This is a genomic window from Paludibacter sp. (assembly GCF_009712605.1).
Taxonomy (GTDB): Bacteria; Bacteroidota; Bacteroidia; order Bacteroidales; family Paludibacteraceae; genus Microbacter.
The window spans coordinates 32,157-57,084 of record NZ_WASO01000015.1 but is presented as its reverse complement, the minus strand read 5'-3'; the positions used below and the strand labels follow the sequence as shown (position 1 = coordinate 57,084).

The 24,928-nt window shown below is 44.5% G+C and carries 11 protein-coding genes; all 11 read right to left on the bottom strand.

Annotated features, from left to right (window positions below):
• Positions 1–64: 64 nt before the first annotated feature.
• Positions 65–2,656 carry a TIM-barrel domain-containing protein gene (locus F8N35_RS12850; protein WP_293053721.1) on the bottom strand — a complete coding sequence of 864 codons (2,592 nt, stop codon included), beginning with the start codon at positions 2,654–2,656 and terminating at the stop codon, positions 65–67.
• 47 nt (positions 2,657–2,703) lie between these two features.
• On the bottom strand, positions 2,704–5,643 hold the full coding sequence (locus tag F8N35_RS12845) for a glycosyl hydrolase 115 family protein (protein WP_293053719.1): 2,940 nt from the start codon (positions 5,641–5,643) through the stop codon (positions 2,704–2,706).
• Positions 5,644–5,657: 14 nt separating this feature from the next.
• Positions 5,658–7,040, bottom strand: coding sequence for a glycoside hydrolase family 43 protein (locus F8N35_RS12840; RefSeq protein WP_293053717.1), 1,383 nt, complete (start codon positions 7,038–7,040; stop codon positions 5,658–5,660).
• A gap of 31 nt (positions 7,041–7,071) precedes the next feature.
• Positions 7,072–8,436, bottom strand: coding sequence for a glycoside hydrolase family 43 protein (locus F8N35_RS12835; RefSeq protein WP_293053715.1), 1,365 nt, complete (start codon positions 8,434–8,436; stop codon positions 7,072–7,074).
• Between the two features lie 20 nt (positions 8,437–8,456).
• A complete protein-coding gene (locus F8N35_RS12830) occupies positions 8,457–9,830 on the bottom strand; it encodes a glycoside hydrolase family 43 protein (protein ID WP_293053713.1) in 1,374 nt (457 codons plus the stop codon).
• 295 nt (positions 9,831–10,125) lie between these two features.
• Positions 10,126–13,290 (bottom strand): glycoside hydrolase family 2 TIM barrel-domain containing protein, encoded by a 3,165-nt coding sequence (locus F8N35_RS12825; protein ID WP_293053712.1) that lies wholly within the window; start codon positions 13,288–13,290, stop codon positions 10,126–10,128.
• A gap of 23 nt (positions 13,291–13,313) precedes the next feature.
• The gene (gene xyl3A, locus F8N35_RS12820) at positions 13,314–15,932 is read right to left on the bottom strand and encodes a xylan 1,4-beta-xylosidase (RefSeq protein WP_293053710.1); all 2,619 of its coding nucleotides are present in this window, start codon (positions 15,930–15,932) and stop codon (positions 13,314–13,316) included.
• Between the two features lie 605 nt (positions 15,933–16,537).
• On the bottom strand, positions 16,538–18,478 hold the full coding sequence (locus tag F8N35_RS12815; protein WP_293053708.1) for a glycoside hydrolase family 97 protein: 1,941 nt from the start codon (positions 18,476–18,478) through the stop codon (positions 16,538–16,540).
• Between the two features lie 147 nt (positions 18,479–18,625).
• A complete protein-coding gene (locus tag F8N35_RS12810) occupies positions 18,626–22,498 on the bottom strand; it encodes a glycoside hydrolase family 3 C-terminal domain-containing protein (RefSeq protein WP_293053706.1) in 3,873 nt (1,290 codons plus the stop codon).
• 302 nt (positions 22,499–22,800) lie between these two features.
• Positions 22,801–23,337: a DUF3237 domain-containing protein gene (locus tag F8N35_RS12805; protein WP_293053704.1), complete on the bottom strand. Its 537-nt coding sequence runs from the start codon at positions 23,335–23,337 to the stop codon at positions 22,801–22,803.
• Between the two features lie 9 nt (positions 23,338–23,346).
• Positions 23,347–24,906, bottom strand: coding sequence for a carboxylesterase family protein (locus tag F8N35_RS12800; RefSeq protein WP_293053702.1), 1,560 nt, complete (start codon positions 24,904–24,906; stop codon positions 23,347–23,349).
• Between the last annotated feature and the right edge of the window lie 22 nt (positions 24,907–24,928).

The following is a 24,928-nucleotide window of genomic DNA, read 5'->3' as shown; positions in this document are numbered from 1 at the left end:
ATTACAATGGAAGAAAATCTGCAAGACGAAGCTAAATTACTCAAATAGCTTTTCCTTTATCAGATCACTGTAACTTCAATTGCATCTGCTTTCCTGAATAATCCAAAGTCTTAATACTTTTCTGACCATTGCCATTCACCAAAACAATGTGGAAACGACGGCTTGTTAGCATACCCGGATAAGAGCCTTTGCGATTTTCGATGGCGAGCGTTCCAGCTTTATCATTCCACACAAAGCGAATGGTTGAGAACGCGCCTTTTTCGTAATTGTAGGTATCATTTTCATCTTCGTACAAAGTAAAACTGCCGTTTGCTCCCGGATAAACTCTGATTTCAAGGTCATCCCACTTTTTTTCGGTGGCATACTGAACTTTGGGGCCAATGGGCAAAATGGTTCCTGCTTTCACGTAAACCGGAATCATATCCAGACTAACCGTACTGACCGTTTCCTTGCCTCCTTCCAACTTCTCTCCTGTGCGGAAATCGTACCATGCGGCAGCCTGCGGAAGATAGGTCTTCCAATCCTTCACTCCGGCCTCGGTAACAGGCGCTACAAGCAACGATTTTCCAAACATATACTCGTATGGATACTTCAAAGCAGACGCATCGTTACTAAAATCCATTACCAGCGGGCGCATCAGCGTAGAACCGTTTTTGGTAATTTGCCAAGCTTCGGAATAAATATACGGCATCAGGCTATAGCGCAAATCCAATGCTTTGCGCATGTTGTCCTCCACCGTTTGTCCGTATTTCCACGGTTCGGTTTCGGTCATGTAGCCGTGTATGCGGAAAACCGGATTAAAGACACCCCATTGGAACCAACGAGTCAATAGTTCCTGATACTTTTCATCGGTGTATTGCGAACGCCCCGGACGGAAAAAGCCTCCGATATCGGTTGTCCAGTAAGGAAATCCGGTAACAGAATAATTTAATCCGGCTACAATCTGGCGTTTAAATGTATCCCAGGTTCCACCAATATCGCCCGACCAGTTGATGATGCCATAGCGTTGCTGTCCCAAATAAGCCGAACGAGTAAGAATACACACCCGCTTTTGGTCGGAAGTTGCACGTTGGCCTTCATACACGGATTTGCTCACAAAATAGGGATAAGTGAGGCGGTAGAAGTCGCCAATGCCAAAGGTAGTCTTTTCTCCTTTCAAGGCATCGTTTTCAGGCTCAACAGCATCCATCCACCACGAATCCACACCGTTATCGAACATATTCGTTTTCAATACACTCCAATAATCTTTTCTGGTATCGGGATTAAAATAGTCGAGCCATTTGGTATTCGGAATAAAGCGATTTTTGGCAACAAACTCTTTCCCTATATCCGAGTTTTTATCGGGATTCGACCAGATTGAAATATTGAAATGGGCATTCAAATCATGCAGTTTCCCGATAAATTCTTTGGGATTCGGATAATTCTTCTCATCGAATTTTGGCACGCCCCAACCATTATTGCCCCAATATTGCCAGTCCTGCACAATCACATCCACGGGCAAATTGCGTTTCCGAAACTCTTCTATCGTTTCTACCAATTGCTTGCCTGATGAGTAACGTTCGCGGCATTGCCAAAAGCCATAAGCCCATTGAGGTAATAATGGGGCATTGCCCGAAAGGGTGCGATAAGCAGCAATGACATCGTCAGCCGAGCCAGAGAAAACCACGTAATCCAATGATTTGGCAACCGGGGAACGGAAAGTTGTAGTATTAGATTGCGCCTTCCACGACAAATGTGGCGTGTTATCGGATTTGCACAACACCTGCACCTGATGCTCTCCGGCAGTCAACTGCACCAAAGCGCCCACGGTAGGCGGCAGCCACATATTACTCTGATCGACAACCGGTTTACCATCGATGGATACAAAATGACGGTTCCCCATATCGCCAAGGTCAAGAAAAAGCGAATATTCCCCATTCTGAGGAACATTGAATTTTCCGTTATAAAGCGATTGATTTTGAGATACTTTTTGAGTACCAGCTGTCGTAGTTACTTCTGCTTCCTGAGTTCCGGTAGCCGCCTGCTCCTGTTTATTCAGGGCAATGGCATTGTCGGCTGGATTGAAATCGGTGAGACCGTACTGATGCCACAACAGACCGTAGCCCCGGCTGGAATAGATAAACGGGATCGAAATCTGGGTGTTGACCTGAGTCAAACGACGGGCAACGCCGCGCAGGTTATAATGCCCGTCCTGAAACTGCCCCAACCCAAAAATTGCTTCATTGGCCGGAGAATCAAACGTTTGTTCAACCATAAAGCAGGGCTCGCCCTGAATGGTGCCGGGCTCTAACTTGCGGGAGCCTGCCGATTCATTCACCAATGGTTTACCGGTAGCATCAAAAAACGACAACTTACCCGATTGCTTATCGACAGCGACACTAATTTTAGCGACTTTCAGCTGCACCGAAGTAGCCGATTCCTGCACTTTAAAGGCTGGTGTAGGGACATTGGATGTAAACACTAGTTCCTGCAGGTTATCTTCAGCACCTTTGTAAAACTTTATTCTTACAGCATTATCTGACAATGGGGCTATGCTGAGTGTTCCATCCGATAAAGTAACATTCACTCTGTCTGAAAGTTGTTTCAGATTTCTCACCACTTGTCCCTGACATATAAGAGGGAAAAGACTTATCAACAAAAGGAATTTTATTTTCATATTATTGTTTCGTTGCAAAATTCGCAAGCTATTCACTTATACACCTACTATTTAACAAAATAAGATTCATTAGGCCCAAGATAAGAAGGCTTTAGTCCTCCTGTGTTTACAATGATCTTTTGGACAATTACACCAGGATCAATCATCCATACTTTTAAAACATGCCCCCCCGGCTTTGATATTCTGAGAGTTGTTTTACACTGTCTGGCTTGTTTTACGACTGTTTGCGCCCAGTCAGGGTTAGACCAATGCACCTTGAACTTATCAGGAACATTAGTAATGTACGAGGGTTTTTCGTCATCAAATGACACTGCCATTTTAATGTCCCTATCTGGCATGTAGTTTAGCAATGGAGAGGTAATCAATGTAATCTCGGCACTATCTTTTGAAAATAAATACAAAGGATACTCCAGACAGGGAGCATCTTGGCCAGGGGTAGCAGCTGTTGCATTTGCCGGGGCCGTAGCTCTCATTCCCGATAACGTAAGTCCATAATCCTCAACTTTAATCCACTTACGATTTCCATTGTCAATGTTTTTGGAATAATGTTCTGCTTCTATTGAAATGTGTCCGTCACTTTCAATAAAACCTTTCATTATTTCTTTGCCATCAGCAGGATTAAACGCACTGACCTGCACTAAAACTTCGCTTCCTGCACCCGAAATTTTTATTGTACCTTCTGTTTTGCCAGTTGGTAAATGTTGCTTGTTCAACTTAAGCCAAATACGTTGATCTTTATCGCTTATAGTTCCCTTAGCTTCTCCAATCGTTAACCACGGAACATCTGTCGTTACCTTATAATCAAAAGGTAGTTTACCCTTGTTAAAAACGTCAATGTAATGTTGTTGATTACTGAAAATATCAAATTGACGCAACGAAGCCTTTGAAGCTGAGTTAGGCCAACTCAACTCCGTACCCTCCAGACCTACACCCAATAGCGCTGAATCGGGCACTTGAATTTCTGCAAGTTTAATTGCCCCTAAACTATTTTTCCTTGGAGGCATCCAATCGGTATAGCCAAGGTGAGTCTGATCCATAAAGTGATTCCAATTTCCATTGGCATACATATGGTTGTAATAGGACATTAAGGTAGTATCAGCCTGGAACAACAATTTGGTTTGTGCAGCCATCGTATTGGTGGTTGAGCGTTTCTGACGGGCATATAATTCATTTTTTGCAGCTGACAAATACAATTCATTAACAATAGCACAAGCTTTTACGGGGAATAAAACAATCTGAAAAAATGCATCACGTTTATCCTTTGGCAATTTGTCGTAAATAACTTCTGCTCTTGCCTGAATATTTTTATAATCCGAAACAACAGTTTCGAATTCGTTGTAGTTTGTAAGGCTGTATGTCGATGCCGTTAGCGATTCTGGTTTTCGACGACCATTGTATTTCCCATACTTAGAAAGAATATCAGCTATTTCTACAGCATATTGCGGTCCAAATTCTCTGGCAGCCCAAAGTCGTGTAAACTCGTTTATATTTGAGTTATTCCACCGATTTGTATTCCAACCGAGGCTCATAAAATATTCCATTGGCAACTCATACCCTTTCAGATGCCCTACGTTTACAATCCAGATTTTGTCTGCACCATATTGCTTGGCAAGTGACATTTGATCCCATATTTTAGGAAGAGGATTTGTGTTAATCCATTCGTAGCTCCTTGGATCACCATGATAATCAAAATGATAATAAATCCCGGCCCCACCACTTCGCTTGCGCTCGGCATCATTAGGCAACCGACGGATGTTGCCCCAGTTGTCATCAGCCCAAAGCAACGTAATGTTGTCGGGGACACGCATCCCGTTATTGTAATATTCCATTATTTCTTTATATAAACACCACGCCTGAGGCACTTTTTCGAGACTGGTGTTCATTTCTTCACTGATAATTTTCTGCTGATTTCGAACTATCTCTTCAACCATTGAAATATTATCTTTCAGGCTACCGTGCATTTCAGAATCATTGGCACCCCGAAGTCCCATTGTGACGATGCTTTCAAAGTTTTTATTCCGACGAATTCCTTCTTTCCAAAAATTAAGAAGCGTATCAGGATGTTTCGTATAATCCCAATTGCCAAGAGTTCTTATATAACGACGATCCCATTCTTGCTGGGAGCGAACCATAGGTTCCTGATGGGAAGTACCCATGACAATGCCAAATTCATCGGCAAGACGCGGATTCTCTGGATCATCTTCGTTAAAAGCGTTACTCCACATGGCTGGCCAAAGATAGTTGGCTTTAAGACGAAGCAATAGCTCAAAAACCGTTGCATAAAACTCATGTCCGTAATTTACGACATTCTTGCCTACAGGTGGATTTTGGCTTGGCTTAGCCATGCCATATTTTTCTTTAAACCAGCCAGTTAGAGCCGGTGCTTCATCATTGATAAAAACACCCCGGTATTTTACACTTGGACCTTGTATATTTCGAATCGGTTTTACATAAAGTGCCTCCTGATGATCGGCTGGGACATCTGCCCAAAAATGCCAGGGCGAAACGCCAATCTGCTCTGACACATCATAAATACCAAAAATCGTACCCCGCTTATCACTTCCTGCAATAACAAGGGCTCTATCGACACCAGGCAGTGGACTATTAACTACTTGAATCAAAAAGTTCTCCCACTTCCCGATAATACTCTTCACATCTAGCTTGCCTCGTTTTACGAGTTGGTCAATAACCGGACTTTTTCCTATCGTTCCTACAATTACGAGCTCTTTTTGAGTGGGTGCTTTATCATAAACAATTGAGGGTTCTACGCTTGTAACTTTCCCAATATCGGCTTTCAAATCTTTTAAAGCTCGAATAACTCCAGGATAATCTTTTGAATTAATCAATAATGTGGTTGATTTTCCTGCTGCAGATAACGTAAAGTCGTTTTTTCCTTTAGTTGTCGAAACATAACTTTCTACACCGATAGCCCACAAATATGAAGGCAAAAGCAATGCTATCAGAAAGAAATAGAATTGTTTTTTCATGCTCGATTCAATTATTATTTATTGAATTTCCACCAGTCGAAATTGAACAACTCGCGTCCGGCTGTGATATTCTGTCCATTAAAGAAAAAATAGACGTCGTGCTTACCGGTTACCTCTTTGCTGAGGTTAGAAGTAAAGCTGACAAATTTGTCCCAGCCTCCGGTGCGTGGAAGATTCACAGATGCAATGACAGGACCGCCAACACTATCGAGACGAGCTTCCAAGATACCACCATCTACCCCAGCGGCTAAAGATGCCGTAAAGGATTTTGGCGACTGATTTCCAAAGTTCACCTCACGAACTTTAATGTAACCTTTCATACGGGTACCCGACACGTACACCCCAAGTTTATCGTTTTGAGAGATGGTACACTTTTCCGACCAGGCCATTGTTTCAGCTTCCTGACGTTTGTACGGGTCGATAAAGCCAACCGGTTTTGGGCCTTCTTTCGTTGCCGTAACAGCAGGAATGGTACCATCGGGATTGTAGGCAAACTGTTCCACGCAGGCTGCACGACCGTAACTTCCACCGTTGGGTAGCAAGCCGCTATGATAGAAGAGGTAGGAATTTCCCTTATAATCAATAATGCCACCATGGTTGGTGAAACTGTTCAGCTTTTGATTTTCCATGATCTTGCCCTGATACTTCCATGGGCCGGTTGGACCATTGCTGGTAGAATATGAAAGACATTCGCCCCCCTTGCCCATTCCGGCATACATTAAATAATAGAGATTGTTACGTTTATAGAACCATGGACCTTCCACATACATATCTTTGTTTGGATTTTCCACGCTTTTGTTGCCTCTGGCACCACCAAAAGACTCAACAGTAACCGGAACTGTAACGATATCACCCGAATAAGAGATCATATCTTTGTTCAGTTTTACGTAAAACAAACTTCCGTTTCCCCAGTAAAGATAAGCCTGACCATCGTCGTCGATCCATACGGTTGGATCGATATTCGACCAACTACCATTCATAATCAACGGCTTGCCTATTGCGTCCTTAAACGGGCCGGTTGGGCTGTCGGAAACCGCCACGCCGATTGCCATATCGTTTTTGGTGCTTTGAGCACAGATGTACCAGTAGAATTTGCCGTTTCGTTCGATACACTGAGCAGCCCAGGCACGGTCGCGTGCCCATTTGAACGACTCGAGCGAGATAGGAGAACCGTGGTCGGTCCAATTCACCATGTCGGTGCTGGAAAGGACACGCCATTTGGTCATATAGTAAAAATCGGTGCCCGGAATATCGTCACCCACATAAGCATACATCGTGCCGTTATAAACCATAGGAGCCGGATCGGGACCGAAATGTGTCTGCATAATCGGGTTCTCGGCCTTGGTGACGCCCCAGAAAAACACTAAAAAAAGTCCAATCGCAATAAGTTTTTTCATCGTATCTTATCTATACTATCAGGTTAATAATTTATTTAGCAGCAAATTGCCACCAGTCAAAATTGAATGCATTCACATTCTTTCCTTTGAATACAAAGAACAAATCATGAACACCTTTAACGGCTTTGATCTTGCAGGTAAGAGTTTTCCAGCTTTGCTCACCACCGGTATTGGCAACAGGTAAAGTGCCCACCAGTTCTCCATTCTGACCATCCAAACGGATTTCTATGCTGCCACCGGATGTTGAGGCAACACTTGCCTGAAACGATGATGCACCTTTTCCGAAATTAACGCCACGTACGTTGATAAAGTCGCCGTTATCAATCTGACAAACATTCATACCGCCAGCTTTGCAAACTTCTGTTTTAATACCACTTTGAGCATTAAAGGTTTCTGCTTCGGTACGTTCAAACGGATTGAGATAAGCTTGTTGTTTCACGCCATCCACGGTATTGACCATCACATTAATGGTTCCATCGGGATTGTGGCTGAACGAGTCCAGACAAATATTCCGTTTATAGGTCGGAGGAATGTTAGCCTGCTTCGCAACGATGCGGTTGTGATACGCCTCATACCATACACCATTAAATTTGAAAATTGCCTGATGGTTGTTATTATCATTGAGCGGCGGTTGTTTTGAGATGACTCCTCCGTAAGTAAAACCAGAAGTTGGACTGGTACTTTTCATATAGTCGATTCTCATTTCAGCTCTGGGATTTGAAGAGTATGAAAAATAGTAAATCCCATTTTCCTTGTGCATCCACGAAGCTTCAAAGAAATTTTGGGCTGTCAGTGGAATAGCCGGGCCATCTACACTGACCATGTCTTTGTTGAGCTTGATGACACGAACATTATTATCTCCATTTCCCCCGAAATACATATAAGCCTGACCGTCGTCGTCGATAAAGGTCATCGGATCGAAAAGCCACATATTTCTGGCCGGCATCACACCCGGAGTCTCAGAACTAACCAATGCTTTACCAATCGGATCCTTGAAAGGACCTAATGGATTGTTGGCCTCAGCAACTCCGATACCATTGCCGCCATTGCCGAAATAAAGGAATATTTTTCCATCGCGGGTTGCAGGTGATGGAGCCCAGCTTTTGGGAGCCCATGCTGCATCACGTGGCACCTGAAATACGATACCATGATCGGTCCAGTTTTTCAGATCGCTACTGGAAATACAGACAATGGAGTGCATCTGATAACTGCTTTTTTCACCGGCAGGATTATCATCGTCGTTGGAGCAATAAAGATATACTCTGCCATTATAAACCAACGCGCCCGGATCAGCCAGATAACGATGAGATGCTATAGGGTAATCAGCTTTAAGAGATTGACTTACCCCGAACACAGACAAAACAAGAAGAACGAAATAGCGAATTTGCGAATTCATATAATTGATTTTTGTAATTATCATTTGGTAAATTTCCACCAGTCGAAATTGAATAGATTTCCGTCACCACCTTTGAATACAAAGAAAATATCGTGGACTCCCTTCACAGCATTCACCTTGCAAGACTGGGTTTTCCAGCTTAAATCATCACCGGTGGCTTTCACCGGTAATGTGCCGAGCAATTTACCATCTTTGCTGTCGATGCGAATTTCGATTGTGCCTGCAGAGGCTTTCGCAGCAACACTTGCCTGAAAAATCTTTGCTCCTTTGCCAAAATCGACGCTGCGCACTTTGATGTAGTCGCCATTACTAATTTCGGTAACATACACTCCTGTTTGCTGATCTTGTGCCGTTTTCAGGCCTTCGGACCAGGCAATGGTTTCGGCTTCTGTTCTTTGATACGGATCAAGACTGGCAGCACTCTCAACAACACCCTTGCTTGTCGGTGTAATCAAAGGAATGGAACCGTCGGCATTGAAATTGAACGGCTCGATACATACCGAACGTTTGAATCCACCACCACCGGGCAAACCTCCATCATGATAAAAGAGATACGACTTACCTTTGAATTCGATATATCCCGGATGGTTGGTAAATGCTCCGTGATTTTTAATCACATGCATGATGGTATCGCCGTATACCCACGGACCGGTAGGCCCGTTGCTTGTGGAATAGGCCAAATGCTCGGGCACGCCACCTGCCGGATAAAGCATGTAATATTTTGCGTTACGTTTGAAAAACCAGGGGCCTTCCTCGTAAGCAGCCGTGCGGTTATCTATTTTCTTGGCACGATACCCGAAATTCTCATCTTTCAAATCTTCTTTTACAATACCTAATTTCTGATCGTAAGAGATCATATCTTCATTCAATTTTACATGCCATAAATTGGGATTTCCCCAATAAAGATAGGCCTGACCGTCATCGTCGATATAGACCGTCGGATCGATGTAACCATACCCGATCAGCAAAGGAGCACCAATGGCATCTTTGAAAGGGCCGGTAGGGCTATCGGCGACAGCTACCCCAATCGCATTTCCTCCATTTTTCATGTTGACCGGAACATAGTAATAGAACTTGCCATTGCGGGGAATGCACTGTCCAGCCCAGGCATCACCGCGTGACCAACTGAATCCTTTATACGAAAAAATAGTTCCCCTATCAGTCCAGTTGACCATATCTTTCGAAGAATAACATTTCCAGTCGTTCATCGTAAAAAAGTTACGAATAGTTTTGTCCTCATCGTGCGATGTATAAAGATAAACCGTTCCATCATACACCATTGGCGCCGGATCGGCGGTGTAATTGGTTTGAATAATGGGATTGTCGGCCTTTGCGGCTGCTATCGACGTCAAAGCTACCGAAATAGCAATGATGGTATTTTGTATTTTGCTCATATCTTTTTCAAAAACGGATTTTTAAATGATTATCCGATATGTCACCTAATTGAGTTTTATGTCGTCTGAAAGACGAGATTTTCATAACCGTATGCCATTGGCTTACGGGTTGTCAAGGCCCCGCTCTTCTATGCCTGAATTGAAAATCGACGTAGTCAAAGGCATTACTGTTAGTAAAGTCCGACCTTTCAGGTCGTGTGGGTTCAAGCTATGCTCGCACGCAGGTCACAGACCTGCGGTTATGAAAATGGGGCTTTTCAAGCCATTAGGCAAAATATCAGATACTCATATTCTTTTATTTCAATTGAAGGCTATAGCTAAAGTGTGTATTATCCGACCAGATCAAATATTTCTCCAGAGGTTTGGGTCCACAACTATTCGATCCCACACCCATTGTTTTGGTCGAGATTCTGAATACGGTCGCCGAACTTGCCGGAAGATCAATTTTGTATTCCACCGGATTCATCTGTTCGTCGGTATAGGGCAATGCAGCCACCTGCATCAGGTTTTCGTCGGCTTGCACCAATAAGCCCGGCATTCCGGCACCTTTCAGTTCGGCCCATCTTACTTCCTCGTGATTGCCCTGCTCCATCGGCTTTTCGTATTCATACTGATTGTTCACGGCCAATTCGTACAGACCAACATCGGCAGCACTTTTACGGTCGGCATAGTTCTCCTGCGGACCACGACCGAAATAAGTCATGCGATCAAGTTTTTTGTCCAACAACATACGTACGCCGATTTCTGCCAAATTGATGCGCAAGCCCGTAAACTCAATTTTATTATCAACTTTCACCTTACCGTCGCCTGTGATGAGGTAAGTAGCCGTATGATAAGCCCCGAATCCTTCTTTACCTTCAGCCTTAACCGTAGCAGTGACCTTGACAGATGCGTTATCCACTACCTCCGCTTTGAAATCGACCAAAGAGTACTGAAGTGCATTCACACCGAATTTTTCCCATTGGCGGAATGCCCAGTCATCGTCAGTGCGGTGAGCCGCGCGCCAGAAGTGCAATTTGGGTGCTCCATCGGTAACCAACAGGTCTACCCCATTTTTAGTAAGCTGGCTCATGAAGCCGGTTTTCTTATCAAACACGACAGAAAAACCATTACCCGAAATCGTTGCGAGATCTTTGTTTTGAACTAGTTTTACAGGCTGAGTGGCTTTTGCATCTACTGCCGGAAGCGTATTGACCGGAAGCTTAAATTGAGCCGAAGCTACTTCAAAGCCTTTGTCTGCCCAAAGTGTTTTTTCTTTTTGTTTGTAAGAAATGCGAAGGAAATATTCCGCTCCGGCTTTCGGATGTTCTATTTTGTATGGAATCATTGCCTGAAATACCCCTTTGCTCCATGTTGGTCTCATTTTTATCTGACCGTTGTCTATTTCCTGTCCGTTTTCGGTCAAACTCCAGGTCGCATCAAATCCATTCAACGAGATGAACTGGTATTTGTTTTTAATACGAATCTCCCCCGTGGAGGCATCGCTCAGTTCCGTATCGATCCACTGGAAGGCTTTTTTCATTTCCGGATAATGCGGTTTCACTTTGGGCCCTTCGGTCGAACGATCGTATGACACTACTCCTTTGTGAATGAAATAGTGGTCGTTAGGAGCTTCACCAAAACCACCGCCGTAAGCTAATATCGGATGCTTGGGATCCCGTTTGTTCCACAATGCCTGATCCTGAAACTCCCAGATCGCTCCACCCAGAATTTCGGGATTCTCATCAAACGCCTTAGAGTATTCGTCAAGAGAACCCATTGAGTTGAACATAGCGTGAACAAATTCGCAGATATACAAAGGTTTCGTCAAACCCCAGTTTTTCACCATATCGACATAATCGGCAGCGGTACCGTACATTCTGCCATCGAAATCGGCAGGATTATTTTTCCCTGTTCCAAAACGTTCGTAATGCACAAAACGCGAAGGATCAAGACTTTTTACAGTATTCAAGGCTGCAACAAAATTGGAACCGACCCGGCCGCATTCATTTCCAAGCGACCAGATGATTACCGACGGATGATTTTTAAAGTTCTCAACATTGGCAACGTTGCGGTCAATAATGGCATCTTTCATTGTCGGTTCTTCATCGAAACGACCGTCGTACCCGTGACATTCGCAATTTGCCTCAGCCACCAACCAGATACCCCACTCGTCGCACAACTCGTACCAACGGGGATTATCGGAATAATGGCTGGTTCGTACGTGATTGCAATTGCCCTGTTTGATTACTTCGAGGTCGCGGATCATCTGTTCCTCGGTAACGGCATGTCCCACATCAGACCAGTGTTCGTGACGGTTTACGCCTTTCAGTTTGATAGGCACACCATTCACCGTAAATACTCGCCCTTTGATTTCGAGCTTGCGGAAACCCACTCTGGACGAAAGAATTTCCCCCTCCGAACTATTCAACACCATCGTGTACAAATTAGGAGTTTCGGCGGTCCATTTTGCAGGATTGTCTACAGGGAATTTCACCGTCAGTTGTTCTTCCTGTTTGGACGCAAGAGCTTTGCCGACGGCACTTCCTTTGGCAATAACATTTCCTGCCTTATCATAGAGTGTTGCAGTAAATGTCTGTGGTTTTCCAGTTTTATCACCATAATTCTTCAGCTTTGCCAAAACCTCGACAGTAGCATTTTTATAATCCTTATCGAGATCCTGTTTTACAAAGAAGTCGCGGATGTGTACCTGTGGGGCACTCCAAAGAGTTACATCGCGGAAAATTCCGTGCAAACGGAACATATCCTGATCTTCGAGCCAGGTGCCCGAACTGTACTGATACACCTCTACTGCCAGCGTATTTTTGCCCGGTTTTACATATTTGGTCAGATCAAAATCGGCAGCATTACGGCTATTGACGCTGTAGCCCACCTTTTCGCCATTGACCCAGATAAAGAAGGCACAATCCACACCGTTGAAGGTGATAAAAATACGGCGGTCATCCCATTCGGCAGGAACCTCGAAATCGCGGCGATAGCTTCCTACCGGATTGCGTTCTTTGTAGGAGGTGTACCATTTTTCGGGTTCGCTCATTACACGTGGAAAGTCTTTTTTGATGGTATAGCCGAGGTTGCGGTAAAACGGTGTTCCGTATCCATGCACTTCCCAGTTGGACGGAACGGGAATCTCTTTCCAGCCCGAAACATCGAAATCGATTTTGTAAAAGTCTTTCGGACGTTTGTCGGGAGTTGGCACCCAATTGAATTTCCAGTTTCCGTTCAAACTGCGGCATTGCGATGAAGCAAGACGATTAGCCGCCAGCGCTTCCTGCAAATTGGCATAAGGCATCAGGGTAGCGTGGTAGGGTTCCTTGTTGATTCCCTGACATTCAGGGTTTTCAATTTCGGCAGGATAATCAATACCAGATCGCAACTGCAAGGACTCTTGTGCGAATGTTGTCGTAATTATCCCCGCAAAACAGAGCAACAACGACACTAAAATTAATTTTAAGCGTGACATAGTTATTTTGAATTGTATTTTATTTATCGAATAACAACCGTGGCTTTTTTCAGGTCTTTCGCATCCGAGCTATTGCCATAGAAAATTTCATATTCGCCCGGAGTAACCATCATCTTACGCTGGCTCCAGTCGTAGAATTCAAACGAAGAAGAAGGCAAATCGATAGTGACATTTGTTTTTTGCCCTGCATTGAGACTAACGCGCTGAAATCCTTTCAATGTTTTGAGCGGACCGTCCACATCGTTCACCTTACGGACATACACCTGTAAAATTTCCGTTCCCTGACGTTTACCTGTATTAGAAACCGGAATCGTCACTTTTACATCTTCATTCGCACTCAGCGTATTTTTGTCGAGAGTAGCATTACCGATAGTAAATTTGGTATAGCTCAAGCCATAGCCAAAAGGAAAGAGAGCATCAGTCATGTAACGGTAAGTGCGTCCTTTCATCGAATAATCCTCAAAGTCTTTCAACTGAGCGGAACTTTTGTAAAAGGTGATTGGCAGCTTGCCCGAAGGATTGTAATCCCCGAAAAGCACGTCAGCAACAGCCTGGCCTCCCAATTCGCCGGGATACCATGCCTGAAGAATGGCATCACACGATTCGGTTTCGGGAGTCAGCGCAATGGCGGAACCCGAACAATTGACAAAAATCACTTTTTTACCGGCTTCTTTCAATGCTTTCAGACAGTTACGCTGAACAGCCGGAAGATCAATATTGGTACGGTCGCCTCCTTTGAAACCCGGATACGACACCGGCATTTCTTCTCCTTCAAGGCTTCCGGACAAACCACCGACAAAGACCACCGTTTCAACACCTTTCAACTTATCAATCAGCTTGGTATAATCCACATTGAGTTCTTTGCCGAAATCAAGTTCTATGTTTGCCTGCCAGTTGTTTTTCTGTGCATATCTGATTTCGATTTTGTATGTTTTGCCGGCTTCTACCTTGAAAGGAATACGCGAAGGCAATGTCCGCCAGTTGCTATATTTCTGAAGAGACTGACCGTTTACAATCAGTTCGAAATCACCGGTTGCTCCTCCTTTAAATACCAGTTCTTCCGATACTTTTGGGGTAAATTCGGCTTCAAAAAGCCCGGAAAAACCTTCCAGTTTTACGCCCGAAGCAAACTCGTGCTGACCGGCAGTCGTCATTTTAATTGGGTTGGAGATTTGTACGGTAGCAACAGGATCGCCGCTACGGTCGATATTATTCCAGTAGGTCACCTTAAATCCTTTTTTATTACCGGACGAGAGCTGATCGAAATAGCTTTGTGTCACTTTATCTTCTACAAGGTCACAGCCTTTGTCATACATTATTTTTTTGTCCGAAATCTTTGTTTTTATTCCGTCAAGGATAGAAATGGTATGCACCGGCGTTCCGTTGTAGTTACCCCAAAGCATCGGTTTATCGTTGGCATTCGGACCGATAACGGCAATCTGCTTTCCCGTTTTCGACAACGGTAACAGATTCTTTTTATTCTGAAGCAGTGTCATTGCTTCGCGAGCCATGTCCAGTGCCAGTTGGCGGTGTTCCTGATTGTTCAACACCGATGCCGGTATCTGAGCCCAGGGAACAATAGAGTTATCATCGAAATCGCCCAGATCGAAACGGCCTGTCAGTACACGAAGCAAGCTTTTGTTAATATCGGATTCTTTAATCAAACCTTTGTCGACAGCTGCAGGCAGGTCTTTGAATGGATAGTTTTCCCATACACACTCTACGTCGGTTCCTGCCAAAACGGCCTTTGATGCGGCATGAACAGCATCCGACGATACTCTGTGGCTGGTAAAAAAGTCGGTTACGGCACCACAATCGGAAACTACCATGTACTTATAGCCCCACTCATCGCGAAGGATACGTTGCAAAAGGCGGGTGTTTCCGCAACAAGGTTCATCGTCCAGACGCTGGTAAGCACACATCACCTGACGCACATCGGCATCCTGCACCAAAGCTTTGAAAGCCGGCAGGTAAGTTTCGTACAGTTCGCGTGGGTTTACATTGTTCAAGTTGAGTTCGTGACGACTCCATTCCGGTCCGGAGTGTACGGCATAGTGTTTGGCACAAGCCAGTAACTTACGGTATTTTGCATCGGCAGGCCCTTGCAAACCCTTCACCACCTGCACGCCCATTCGTGAAGTGAGATACGGATCTTCGCCGTAGGTTTCCTGTCCGCGTCCCCAGCGCGGATCCCGGAAAATGTTGACATTCGGGGTCCACACCGAAAGGCTGAGGAAGCGCTTGTTCTCATTGCCCCGTTGCAACCACAAATTATATTTGGCACGACCTTCATCGGAAATAGCATTGTAAATACGGTACAACAGCTTGTCGTCGAACGAAGCGGCCATACCCACCGGTTCAGGAAAAACGGTGACACTATCGTTGTTGGCATACCCATGAAGCGCTTCGCTCCACCAGTTGAACTTCTTAATTCCCAAACGGGGAATCGCATCCGACTGATCGCACATCAGTGTCGCTTTTTCGGTAAGCGTCAATCGCGAAATGAGATCTTGAGCGCGCGCCTCGGAACTCAGATTCGGGTTTTGATAGGGCAACTGTTGACCCCAGGATGTTGCAGACAACAACAGAAAAGCAGATACACAAATGCCTTTCCCAAAAGTTTTAAACATTGCTGTTTCCATGAATATGTAATTAATTATCAAATTTTATTTGTCCTTTGCCTGCGGCAGGCCTTCCTTTTTGGCGCAAAAAGGAAGCAAAAACATTGACGGAAAGAACTCGTTCGCTCGGCCATGAAACTTTTTCGCATCATCAAACGTTTGCAACTGGCCTACTCACTCAAACAGCTTTCCGTCTGTTGGGTATTCTTTGTTTATCCCTTCGGGTCTGTTTTTCTCAAATATTATAAAAATAGGCCTTTCCTATTTTTATCTATCTTGCTCATGCAGATTGGAGCGGCCTTGTCCGGTGAGACAACCAACGGTCAGCGTAAGCTAAAAAACAAGTGAAGCGACGCAAAAATCGTCCTTGTTTGAAGTTTCCGACAAAAGGAGGAAACAAGTTTGGGCGATTTCCGTTGATGAACGCCGGTTTTTTGAGCGAAGCGGGCATAGCCTTGAATTTTTTGTTTACTTTTTGTTTCAAGACAAAAAGTAAAAGGAATTGGCTTGAGACCCACATATAAGCAACTATAACAGATCTTATATCCCAACCAACAGTTCAAAATCCTCTATCTACAAGTCATTAAAAGGTTGCGAAAGTCGGACTAATTATGTCACTATTTGCATCACAACAAAGGTCGCAGACTGGCAACAAATCCTCCTCTCCGGAGCATCTTGATATCTACCGATGATGATTTATCTACCACCAGATATTGCGTAGAAAATTCTTTGTCGTGTTTGCCATCGGCAATCAGCGTCAGCTTATATTTCACTCCTTCAGGGAGAAAACCGAATTCCAGTTTTGTTCTCTTTTCGCGCATATTCTCAGCACTGATACCTCCGATGTACCAGTCGTTGCCTTTCTGACGGGCAATAATGATGTATTTACCTGGATAACCATCAAGTAATTTGGTATTGTCCCACGTATTCGGCACCTCTTTCAGAAATGTGCGGGCAGCATCCGGCAACGAATAATACCCTTCGGGTCTGTCGGCAAAATGCTCTATCCCTGATTCAAATACAACGCTTAATGCCAGTTCGTGACCATAGGAAGTGGTGTGAGGGAACTGGGAATTGGTAAACGTTACCGGCGTATAATCCATTGCGCCAACCACATTACGGGTAAATGGCAACACGGTATTATGCTCGGGGGCTGTCGTGGTAAATTCGGGTCCGTTGTTGTACCATTCGGCACCGCGAACACCTTCGTATGTCATCAGGTGTGGATAGGTGCGAGCCCAGCCGCGCGGCACTAAACAACCGTGAAAATAAACCATCATTCCAAACTTGGCTGCATCGTCCAGAATATCCAGATAATACTTAATCATATCCTGCTTTTCGCTTTCAAAAAAGTCGATCTTCACCCCTGCCACGCCCAGATTTTTTAGTTTGGTAAACTCTTCAACGCGATTTTCGTGAGTCAGCATGCGGTCTTTCGGCGTAGCCGACACCCAGGTATGATCTCCGCCGGAGTTGTACCACATCAGCGGTTTAAGCCCTTTGGATTTGATGTATTTAAGCGCATCTTCCAGCTTTCCGCCATTGCCCATAGCATCCCATTCCCAATCGAGTAATGTATAAGGCCAACCCATTGCTGCGGCCAAATCAGCAAATTCGCACACTGTTTTGTAGTCCTTCGTACCGTGGTTGTCCGACCAGTAGTTCCACGAAGCAATGCCGGGTTTGATCCAATCGGTTTTAGCCACAACAGAAGGAGGACAAACATCGTCCACCAACGTTGATTCTACAATATCGGAAAGGCTTCCCACCACAATCACGCGCCAGGGTGATTTCCAGGGCAAGGTAACGGTCGGTTGCGACTCGCCTTTCCCACGGCCATTCCATTGGTCGGGAAAAGTAATTTTATATTCGGTAGCTGTTCCTGCATTTGAAAGCTTAGATCCGCAGTAATTACGGTCGAGATCGGCTTCGTGAATCAGGTACCAGCACGATTTATCAGGAGTATTGAACAGAGCCGGATAGCCCCAGTCCTGCTGCACTTTTGCATCTACCATCGACGAATAAAGCCCTTCATTGGCCGTATTGAATTTTTCCAACCATCGTTTCGTGCTATCCGGTATGGAATAAGCTGTAAATTCGTCTTTTACCACAAACGAACCCGATTTTTCGGGAAATTCGTAACGGAAAGCCACGCCGTCGTTGTAAGCTCTCATTATAAGGTTCAACTTTGCTTTGGAAGGCGTTTCAAAAGCAACCGTCAATTCGTTTGCCTGATTGGTACAATGCGCACGTTTACCATGCAAAACCGTATAATCATCATGAATCGAAACAGGTTTACCCGTCCGGATCAGTTTCAATGCTTTAGAAAAATCCTGATCGCTGCGCAAAAGACCGAGATTGATTTGCGGAATGACTTCAGTCGGTGTCACTCCGTTCTGGTACGAGACCTTCAGATACCAACTTCCGGCATCCGTATTCTGACGACTACAGAGTTCGACGCTAACCTTTTGATTGGGAGATACTACTTTTGCATTCTGTGCAAACGCTCCTGTGTAAAACATACCGGCAAAAGCCAATAAAACGGTAATTATCTTTGTGTTCTTCATGTGAATATAATTTTCTTATTTAAATGCACATGAAACGATCCTGACAGAACAAGATCGTTTCATGTAAATACACTGACTACTTAAGCATCTATGCAAAAGTCGTTTGCCAACCAAAGACACAAGTCTTCAGCTTATTCCTTTATCGTGTTATTTTCGTCCGCTATTGGTGATGTGGAAATAGTCGAACGAAACATCAAACGGAGTTGCTGGTTTGGTCGTATCGGGATCAAACCAGAATGTATTTTTCATACTTTGAATGATAACCCCGTCACATGCTATCAAACCCACTTTTATGTTTTTGAGGAAACTTTTTGCTGTGCCGAGTTTCTCGAATTTTGTTCCATCCAACGAATAATAAGCGGTATAAGCACCACCATTCTTTTCCAATTTCAAAATCAAAGAGTTGCTGCCCGTAACCTCTTGCCGGAGGTTGAACGAAGCTGCAGACTTTGCAATTCCATTCTCTTCTACCACCAGATCAACAGTTCCGGCTTGTACTCCGGGGCCACGTCCCTGACGCGAGGTCTTGGTTACTGCACGAAGCATTAATTTTACAAAGTTATTGTCATCCTGATAAGCAACAAGACCAGCGTTTTCGGGCTGAGACGGAACTCTCGAACCTACCAGCTTTGTTTCGGCCACCCAATCGTTGTTTGCACTTTGCAGGAGAACATTCTTTGCATCATTGCTGCCTTCGGATATATCGCCTTTTTCGGTAGTAATAGTGAGCGAACCCGGAACCTTGGTAAAGCTGTAATTCGCACTGTTTTCCCGGAGCCACTGCCACTGTTTTCCTGCAGAAGCCGCATTGAAATCATCGCTTTCCGAAGCAGCATCAAAGTTAAAATAATATGTGTTGGTTTCAAACGTATTATTGTCGATAAACTTCACAATTGCAGTCCCCGGAATCTCTTTAGCCTGTTCGATATCCACCGAAATGCTATTGTCAAACGCCGTTGCTTTGATAACCGGCAATTTAGCGTTTTTCTTCAGCAAATAACTATATGCCTTCTCATCTTTATTAAAGCCCTGAATTTCTTTTCCGTTGATTTTTATCGATTTGGGGGTAAGATCAGGCATTACTTTTACGGGATAGCTATTGGAAACGGTGGTTCCGTCCACTGTTACAGAAGCGATGATCGATGCGACTCCGGCACTCTTAGCCGTTACTTTGCCGGTGTTGTCAACGCTGGCAACCGCAGGGTTATTGCTTTTGTAGGTTACCTGAGCTTTGCTGAGATTACAGAAGCTATCATCCGACATGGATGCCGTCACGCTGGTTTGCAAAGTATTGCCCGGACGCAAAACAGTTTTGTCGCCTTCGGCTACGACAGTAGATAAAACTGACTTGTATGTGCCAGTCATGTTAGCCGAAACTTCGCCTTTAATATCTCTGGAAGAAGCGCCGATTTCAAAGACATATTTACCCTGATCGAACATGATCCGTTTGTTAGCAGCATCCCAGAACCAGAGGTCAGCACAATCAATATCTATCGAAACGGTTTGTGTTTGACCTCTCGGAATGGTCACTCTCTTAAAACCTTTCAGGCGTTTGATCGGTCTTTGGAGCGAAGCTGCACTTTCCGGAGTTTTCACATACACCTGAACAACTTCGTCTCCATCCACATCGCCTGTGTTTTTAACATCGGCAGTAATGGTAATTTTATCGTTTGGAGTAATGGCGTTTTTGCTGATCCCGAAATTGCTGTAAGCAAAAGTGGTATAGGAGAGTCCGTATCCGAATTCGTAGGTAACATCCTTATCGAAATACATGTACGTACGGCCATTTTTACCGGTAGCGCCGCGCAATGTATAATCGTTGAAATCGGGCAAATCGTTCAATGATTTGTACCAGGTAACGCTTGTTTTGCCGCCCGGATTTACTTCTCCGAACAAGACTTTAGCCATAGCAGCACCCTGATTCTGACCATTGTACCCGGTAAAAATCATACCGGAAATGTTAGGATTGTTTTTGAATTGTTCGGCTTCTACCATGCCCATACCCTGAATAACCACGATTGTATTCGGGTTGACAGATGAAATCGCCTTTATCAATTCATTCTGATTGCCCGGCAAATTAATAGAGAACCGATCGGATTCTTCACGTCCGGTTGTCTGATCGGTACCGACAAACACCAAAGCCACATCGGCAGAAGCTGCCATATCGAGCGTTTCTTTATCGGTAGCAGGCACTTCGGCTTCGTGATAAACCAAAACAAGAGTTTGTGAGCCGGTGATCCCCAACGTGTTGATTTTCACAGGAAAGTTTTTGGCTCTTCCACCAAAACCCATGAATCCGCCGTTTGCCTGAGGAGTTCCCTCTATTTTTTTAGAGGCCAAAATATTACCGGTAGCCGAACCGACACGAATCTCGATTGTTCCTCCTTCGGGAGATACATTCATGCTCAGCCGAATTGAATCTACATCGGTTATATCTACGTTATTATAAGCTGTCCAGTCTCCATCTTTGATACCTTTCACCGACTTGCTGCCAAATCGTTCGGTTGCTATCAAACCGGGAGCCGAAGCATCGAACTTGGTTGCATCAAACTGTTTTACGGTATTATTTTTAGTGACGGTAGAGAATCCGGAAATCATGAAAAAGTCAGTCCGTTTTTCAGTATTTCCACCTGCTTTAGAAACCACTTCAGTGGTATAGTTGTTGTCTGCAAGGTATCTTTTTATGCCCTCAAGCGGAGTGATTCTGTATTTAGCTTCAATTTCACCTGAATAATCGCCTAGCTCCACCTTATCGGCCTGCGGACCAAGCACCGCAATGCGTTTGATATTCATTGCATTGAGTGGCAGTGCCTTTTTCCCGGTCTTTGCTAAGATATTATTCTTGAGTAACACAGGCGTTTTAGTGGCGATTTCCAATGCGAGGTCGTTATGGGAAGGATCGTTGATTATATTGGGTTTAATACCTGCATACGGAACAATATTCTGAGGATCGAATTCGCCCAATTTCATTCTGATGGCAAACAAATTAATCAGCGCCTTATCCATGTCGGCTTCGGTAATCAATCCTTGCTTTAACGCCTCCAGAGCACTGGACTGGTATATACCGCCACAATCGGAATCGACACCTGTTTTTAAAGCCATGGCAGCTGCCTCAGCTTTCGATTTTGCATAATGATGACCGTTCAGAATATCGGCCACCGCATCACAGTCACCGGTTACATATCCGTCCAATCCGTAGGTTTTGCGAGCAATCGAATCGACAAGAAATTTACTGGACGACATAGGAACGCCATTCACGGCACTATACGCTGTCATAATTGCAGGAAGTTTATCCTTCTCAATTAATGATTTGTAAGGATACAAATAGAATTCCCGCATATCGCGATCATCCATATTGGCGCTTCCCGTATGCCTGTTAAACTCCGTATTGTTGGCAAAGAAGTGTTTGCCGCAAGGAACAGCTTTCAAATACTTCGGATCGTCTCCCATCAAGCCACGGATAAATCCGCTGCTTATTTGCGAAATCAAAAATGGATCTTCGCCAAAGGTTTCTCCGGTGCGTCCCCAGCGTGGATCGCGGGTAGGTTCCACCACTGGCGACCAGTATGTGAGGGTAAAAATGTAGTTGTGGTTAAATCCTCTTGCCTCATTACCAATCACGTTTGTTTCGCGCTTAATCAGCTCAGGATCCCAGGTGCATCCCACAGCGACACTGTTAGGAAAGGAAGTGGAGGTCATTCCGCTATTGTCGTTCCGGCCGGCAACACCGTGAAGAGCTTCTCCCCAAACATCATATTTTTTGACTCCTAAACGAGGAATCGGAGGCATGGTATTTCCCAACTGACTCTGCTTTTCTTCCAAAGTCATTCGGGAAACAAGATCGGTAGCCCGTTCTTTAAATGAATAAGAAGTATTGAGATAAATCGGTAACTTGGGCTTTTCAGCTTTTACCAAAAGACTTTGGGGATTGATACCGATAAGGACTAACAAGAGAATCAACAGTTTTTGTCTGCAAAAATGGTCTTTCATTTTCTCACACGACACAAAAAAAAGTTTCATTTTATAGATATTAGATGGTTATTTCAATATAATCAAAGTCATCACGACTTTGATAAAACAATGTAATTTCGCTCCTATGGAGCTCTAAAAAAATACTGATTAACTATTTCTACCATAATATCGCTTCTCCGAAGCTTAATAAATGCTCCTTTAGGAGTATTTCCCGATAGCTATCGGGCGGTAGTAATTATCATTTTCACGAACCAAAAGCTCCGTAGGAGCGACATTATAAAAAGTCAAGATGACTCCTATTCGTAGTATCGGTTTTATACCTAAACGGATATTGCCTACCTCAACAATTTTTACAAAACCTTATACACCCCGATAATAACATACGGTTCTTCGCCGGGCTTCAATGCCGGCATTCTCAATGTACCCAGAAATATGGCATGGTTCAGATAACTATACGGACTTTTCTCAGGTACTTCGAAATCCAAGACCGATTTACAGTAAAACGATTTAGTTGCAGCATCGACATGAATCAAAGCCTGGTTAAGAACCTGAAAAGTGTATCCATCGTCCGTTTTCATGAGGTAACGGGCATTCAGTTCCGTGTCGCCATCGGGACGAACCAACTGCCAGTCTTCACCTCCGGGCAACACTACGCCTTTAATTTTCGGCCCGCTGAAAGTGCCACCTGTTATTGGAATCACTCTCCGCACTCCTCTTTTGCTTTCGCCGACATTAATCATGCCGCTAATCTTCACCTTTGCCTCCCACATAAATTCGGTCTTGAAATCTTTGTACAAAGAGTCTGGCTTAACCGAATTATTGCTTTGAGCATTTGTACTTTGAAAGGCACAAAAAATAAATGCCGCGATATAAATTAGTTTTTTCATCTTTCTGAATTATTTTGCCCAGGCTGCACCTTCCGGGCTTCTTCTCCATTTGAAATAGTTGTCCAACACTTTGAGCGATTCCAGACTGGGTACTGGTCCAACATGAGGTGTTTGTTGCAAGTACATGACAGAAGGTTTCCCTTCGTTAAATGCCGGCCATTCAACACTTCCATTGCCGTTTGGTGTCCCGTATTTTGCAAAGTTTGTCCAGTAAGTACCCATGGCTTCCGATATCGCGAGGTCCGATTTTGTAGTTTGGGGATTAGAAGGGTCGAGGTGCATAAATACATATGCTACATCCTGTCCGTGAGGCGATCCGAAGCCATATTGTGGCGACTCTTTCGGATAATCGGGATGTTGATCGAAATAGTACAAAAAGGCTTTTGACTTACCAGTTTGTGTCTGAAGACGAGCCCAGCTCCAGGTATGCCAGCCAAAGGCAGCATCACGTGCTAAGTCGCGGGCTGTTTTAGGCACCGAATTTTCTGCTGCCGGATAGGCTTTTATAAGGTCATCCGCAAATTTGCCATAACGGCCTTTTACTCCTGCAAAATAGTCTTCAGGCTTTTTTTCGTGCGAAAAACTGGCTCCTTCATCAGAGTTGTAACCAATAAGCACCGGAACATCGTTGTATTTGCCGGCTTCGTACAATTTATACTGGTCATCGGGAATAACAACACCATCTACAATCGGCCAGCCACCGGGCATTCCAAATCCCATAGGGAGTTTGTCTGCTGAGATTTTCCGCAGCTCGGCAAGAGATGTCACGCCGGCTTTCTTCATATAATTTTCGCCTTCGGCTTCTGCCTGCTTAAGCGTTTGCATGTTTTCGCCAGGGAAAGAGACCAAACGGGTAGGTCCGAAAGAGCCTCCGCTTTGAGAAATGGCTCCCTGAAAAAGACCTTTTGCCTTGGGCGATGCACAAAGCATACTAACAGAAATAGCACCGGCAGACTCTCCAAAAATAGTAACCTTGTTCGGGTCACCACCAAAAGCTGCTATGTTTTTCTTAACCCATTGCAATGCAGCTATCTGGTCGAGTAAACCATAGTTACCCGAAACGTGGTCAGGGCTTTCGGCACTCAATTCGGGATGAGCTATAAAACCCAGCTGACCAACACGGTAGGCTATGCTAACCAAAACAACTCCTTTTTGTGCCAGCTTTTCTCCGGAATAACCCGGTTCTGAAGTAGAGCCGAAGCTAAATCCTCCTCCATAAATCCAGACAAGTACCGGAATTTTGTCACCTGCCGATTTTGCAGGAGTCCAGACATTCAGATACAAACAATCTTCGCTCTTCCCAGATGGAGTGTTGCCTCCCTGAAAAGGAGCAGGTGCAAATTTATCTGCCTGCTTTACACCTTCCCAGCTTTTTGCAGGCAGAGGTGCTTTCCAGCGAAGATCTCCGACAGGAGGCGCTGCAAAGGGAATTCCTTTGTAAACCGTAAGGCCGTTTTCATAAATACCCTGAACCAAACCTTTGTCTGTTTTTATCGGGCTCGGTTGTTGTGCTGATATGAATTGAGCACTAAACAAAAATGCAGCTGCAATCAAAGAAACGTATTTCATACGATAATAATTTTTTGTCTGA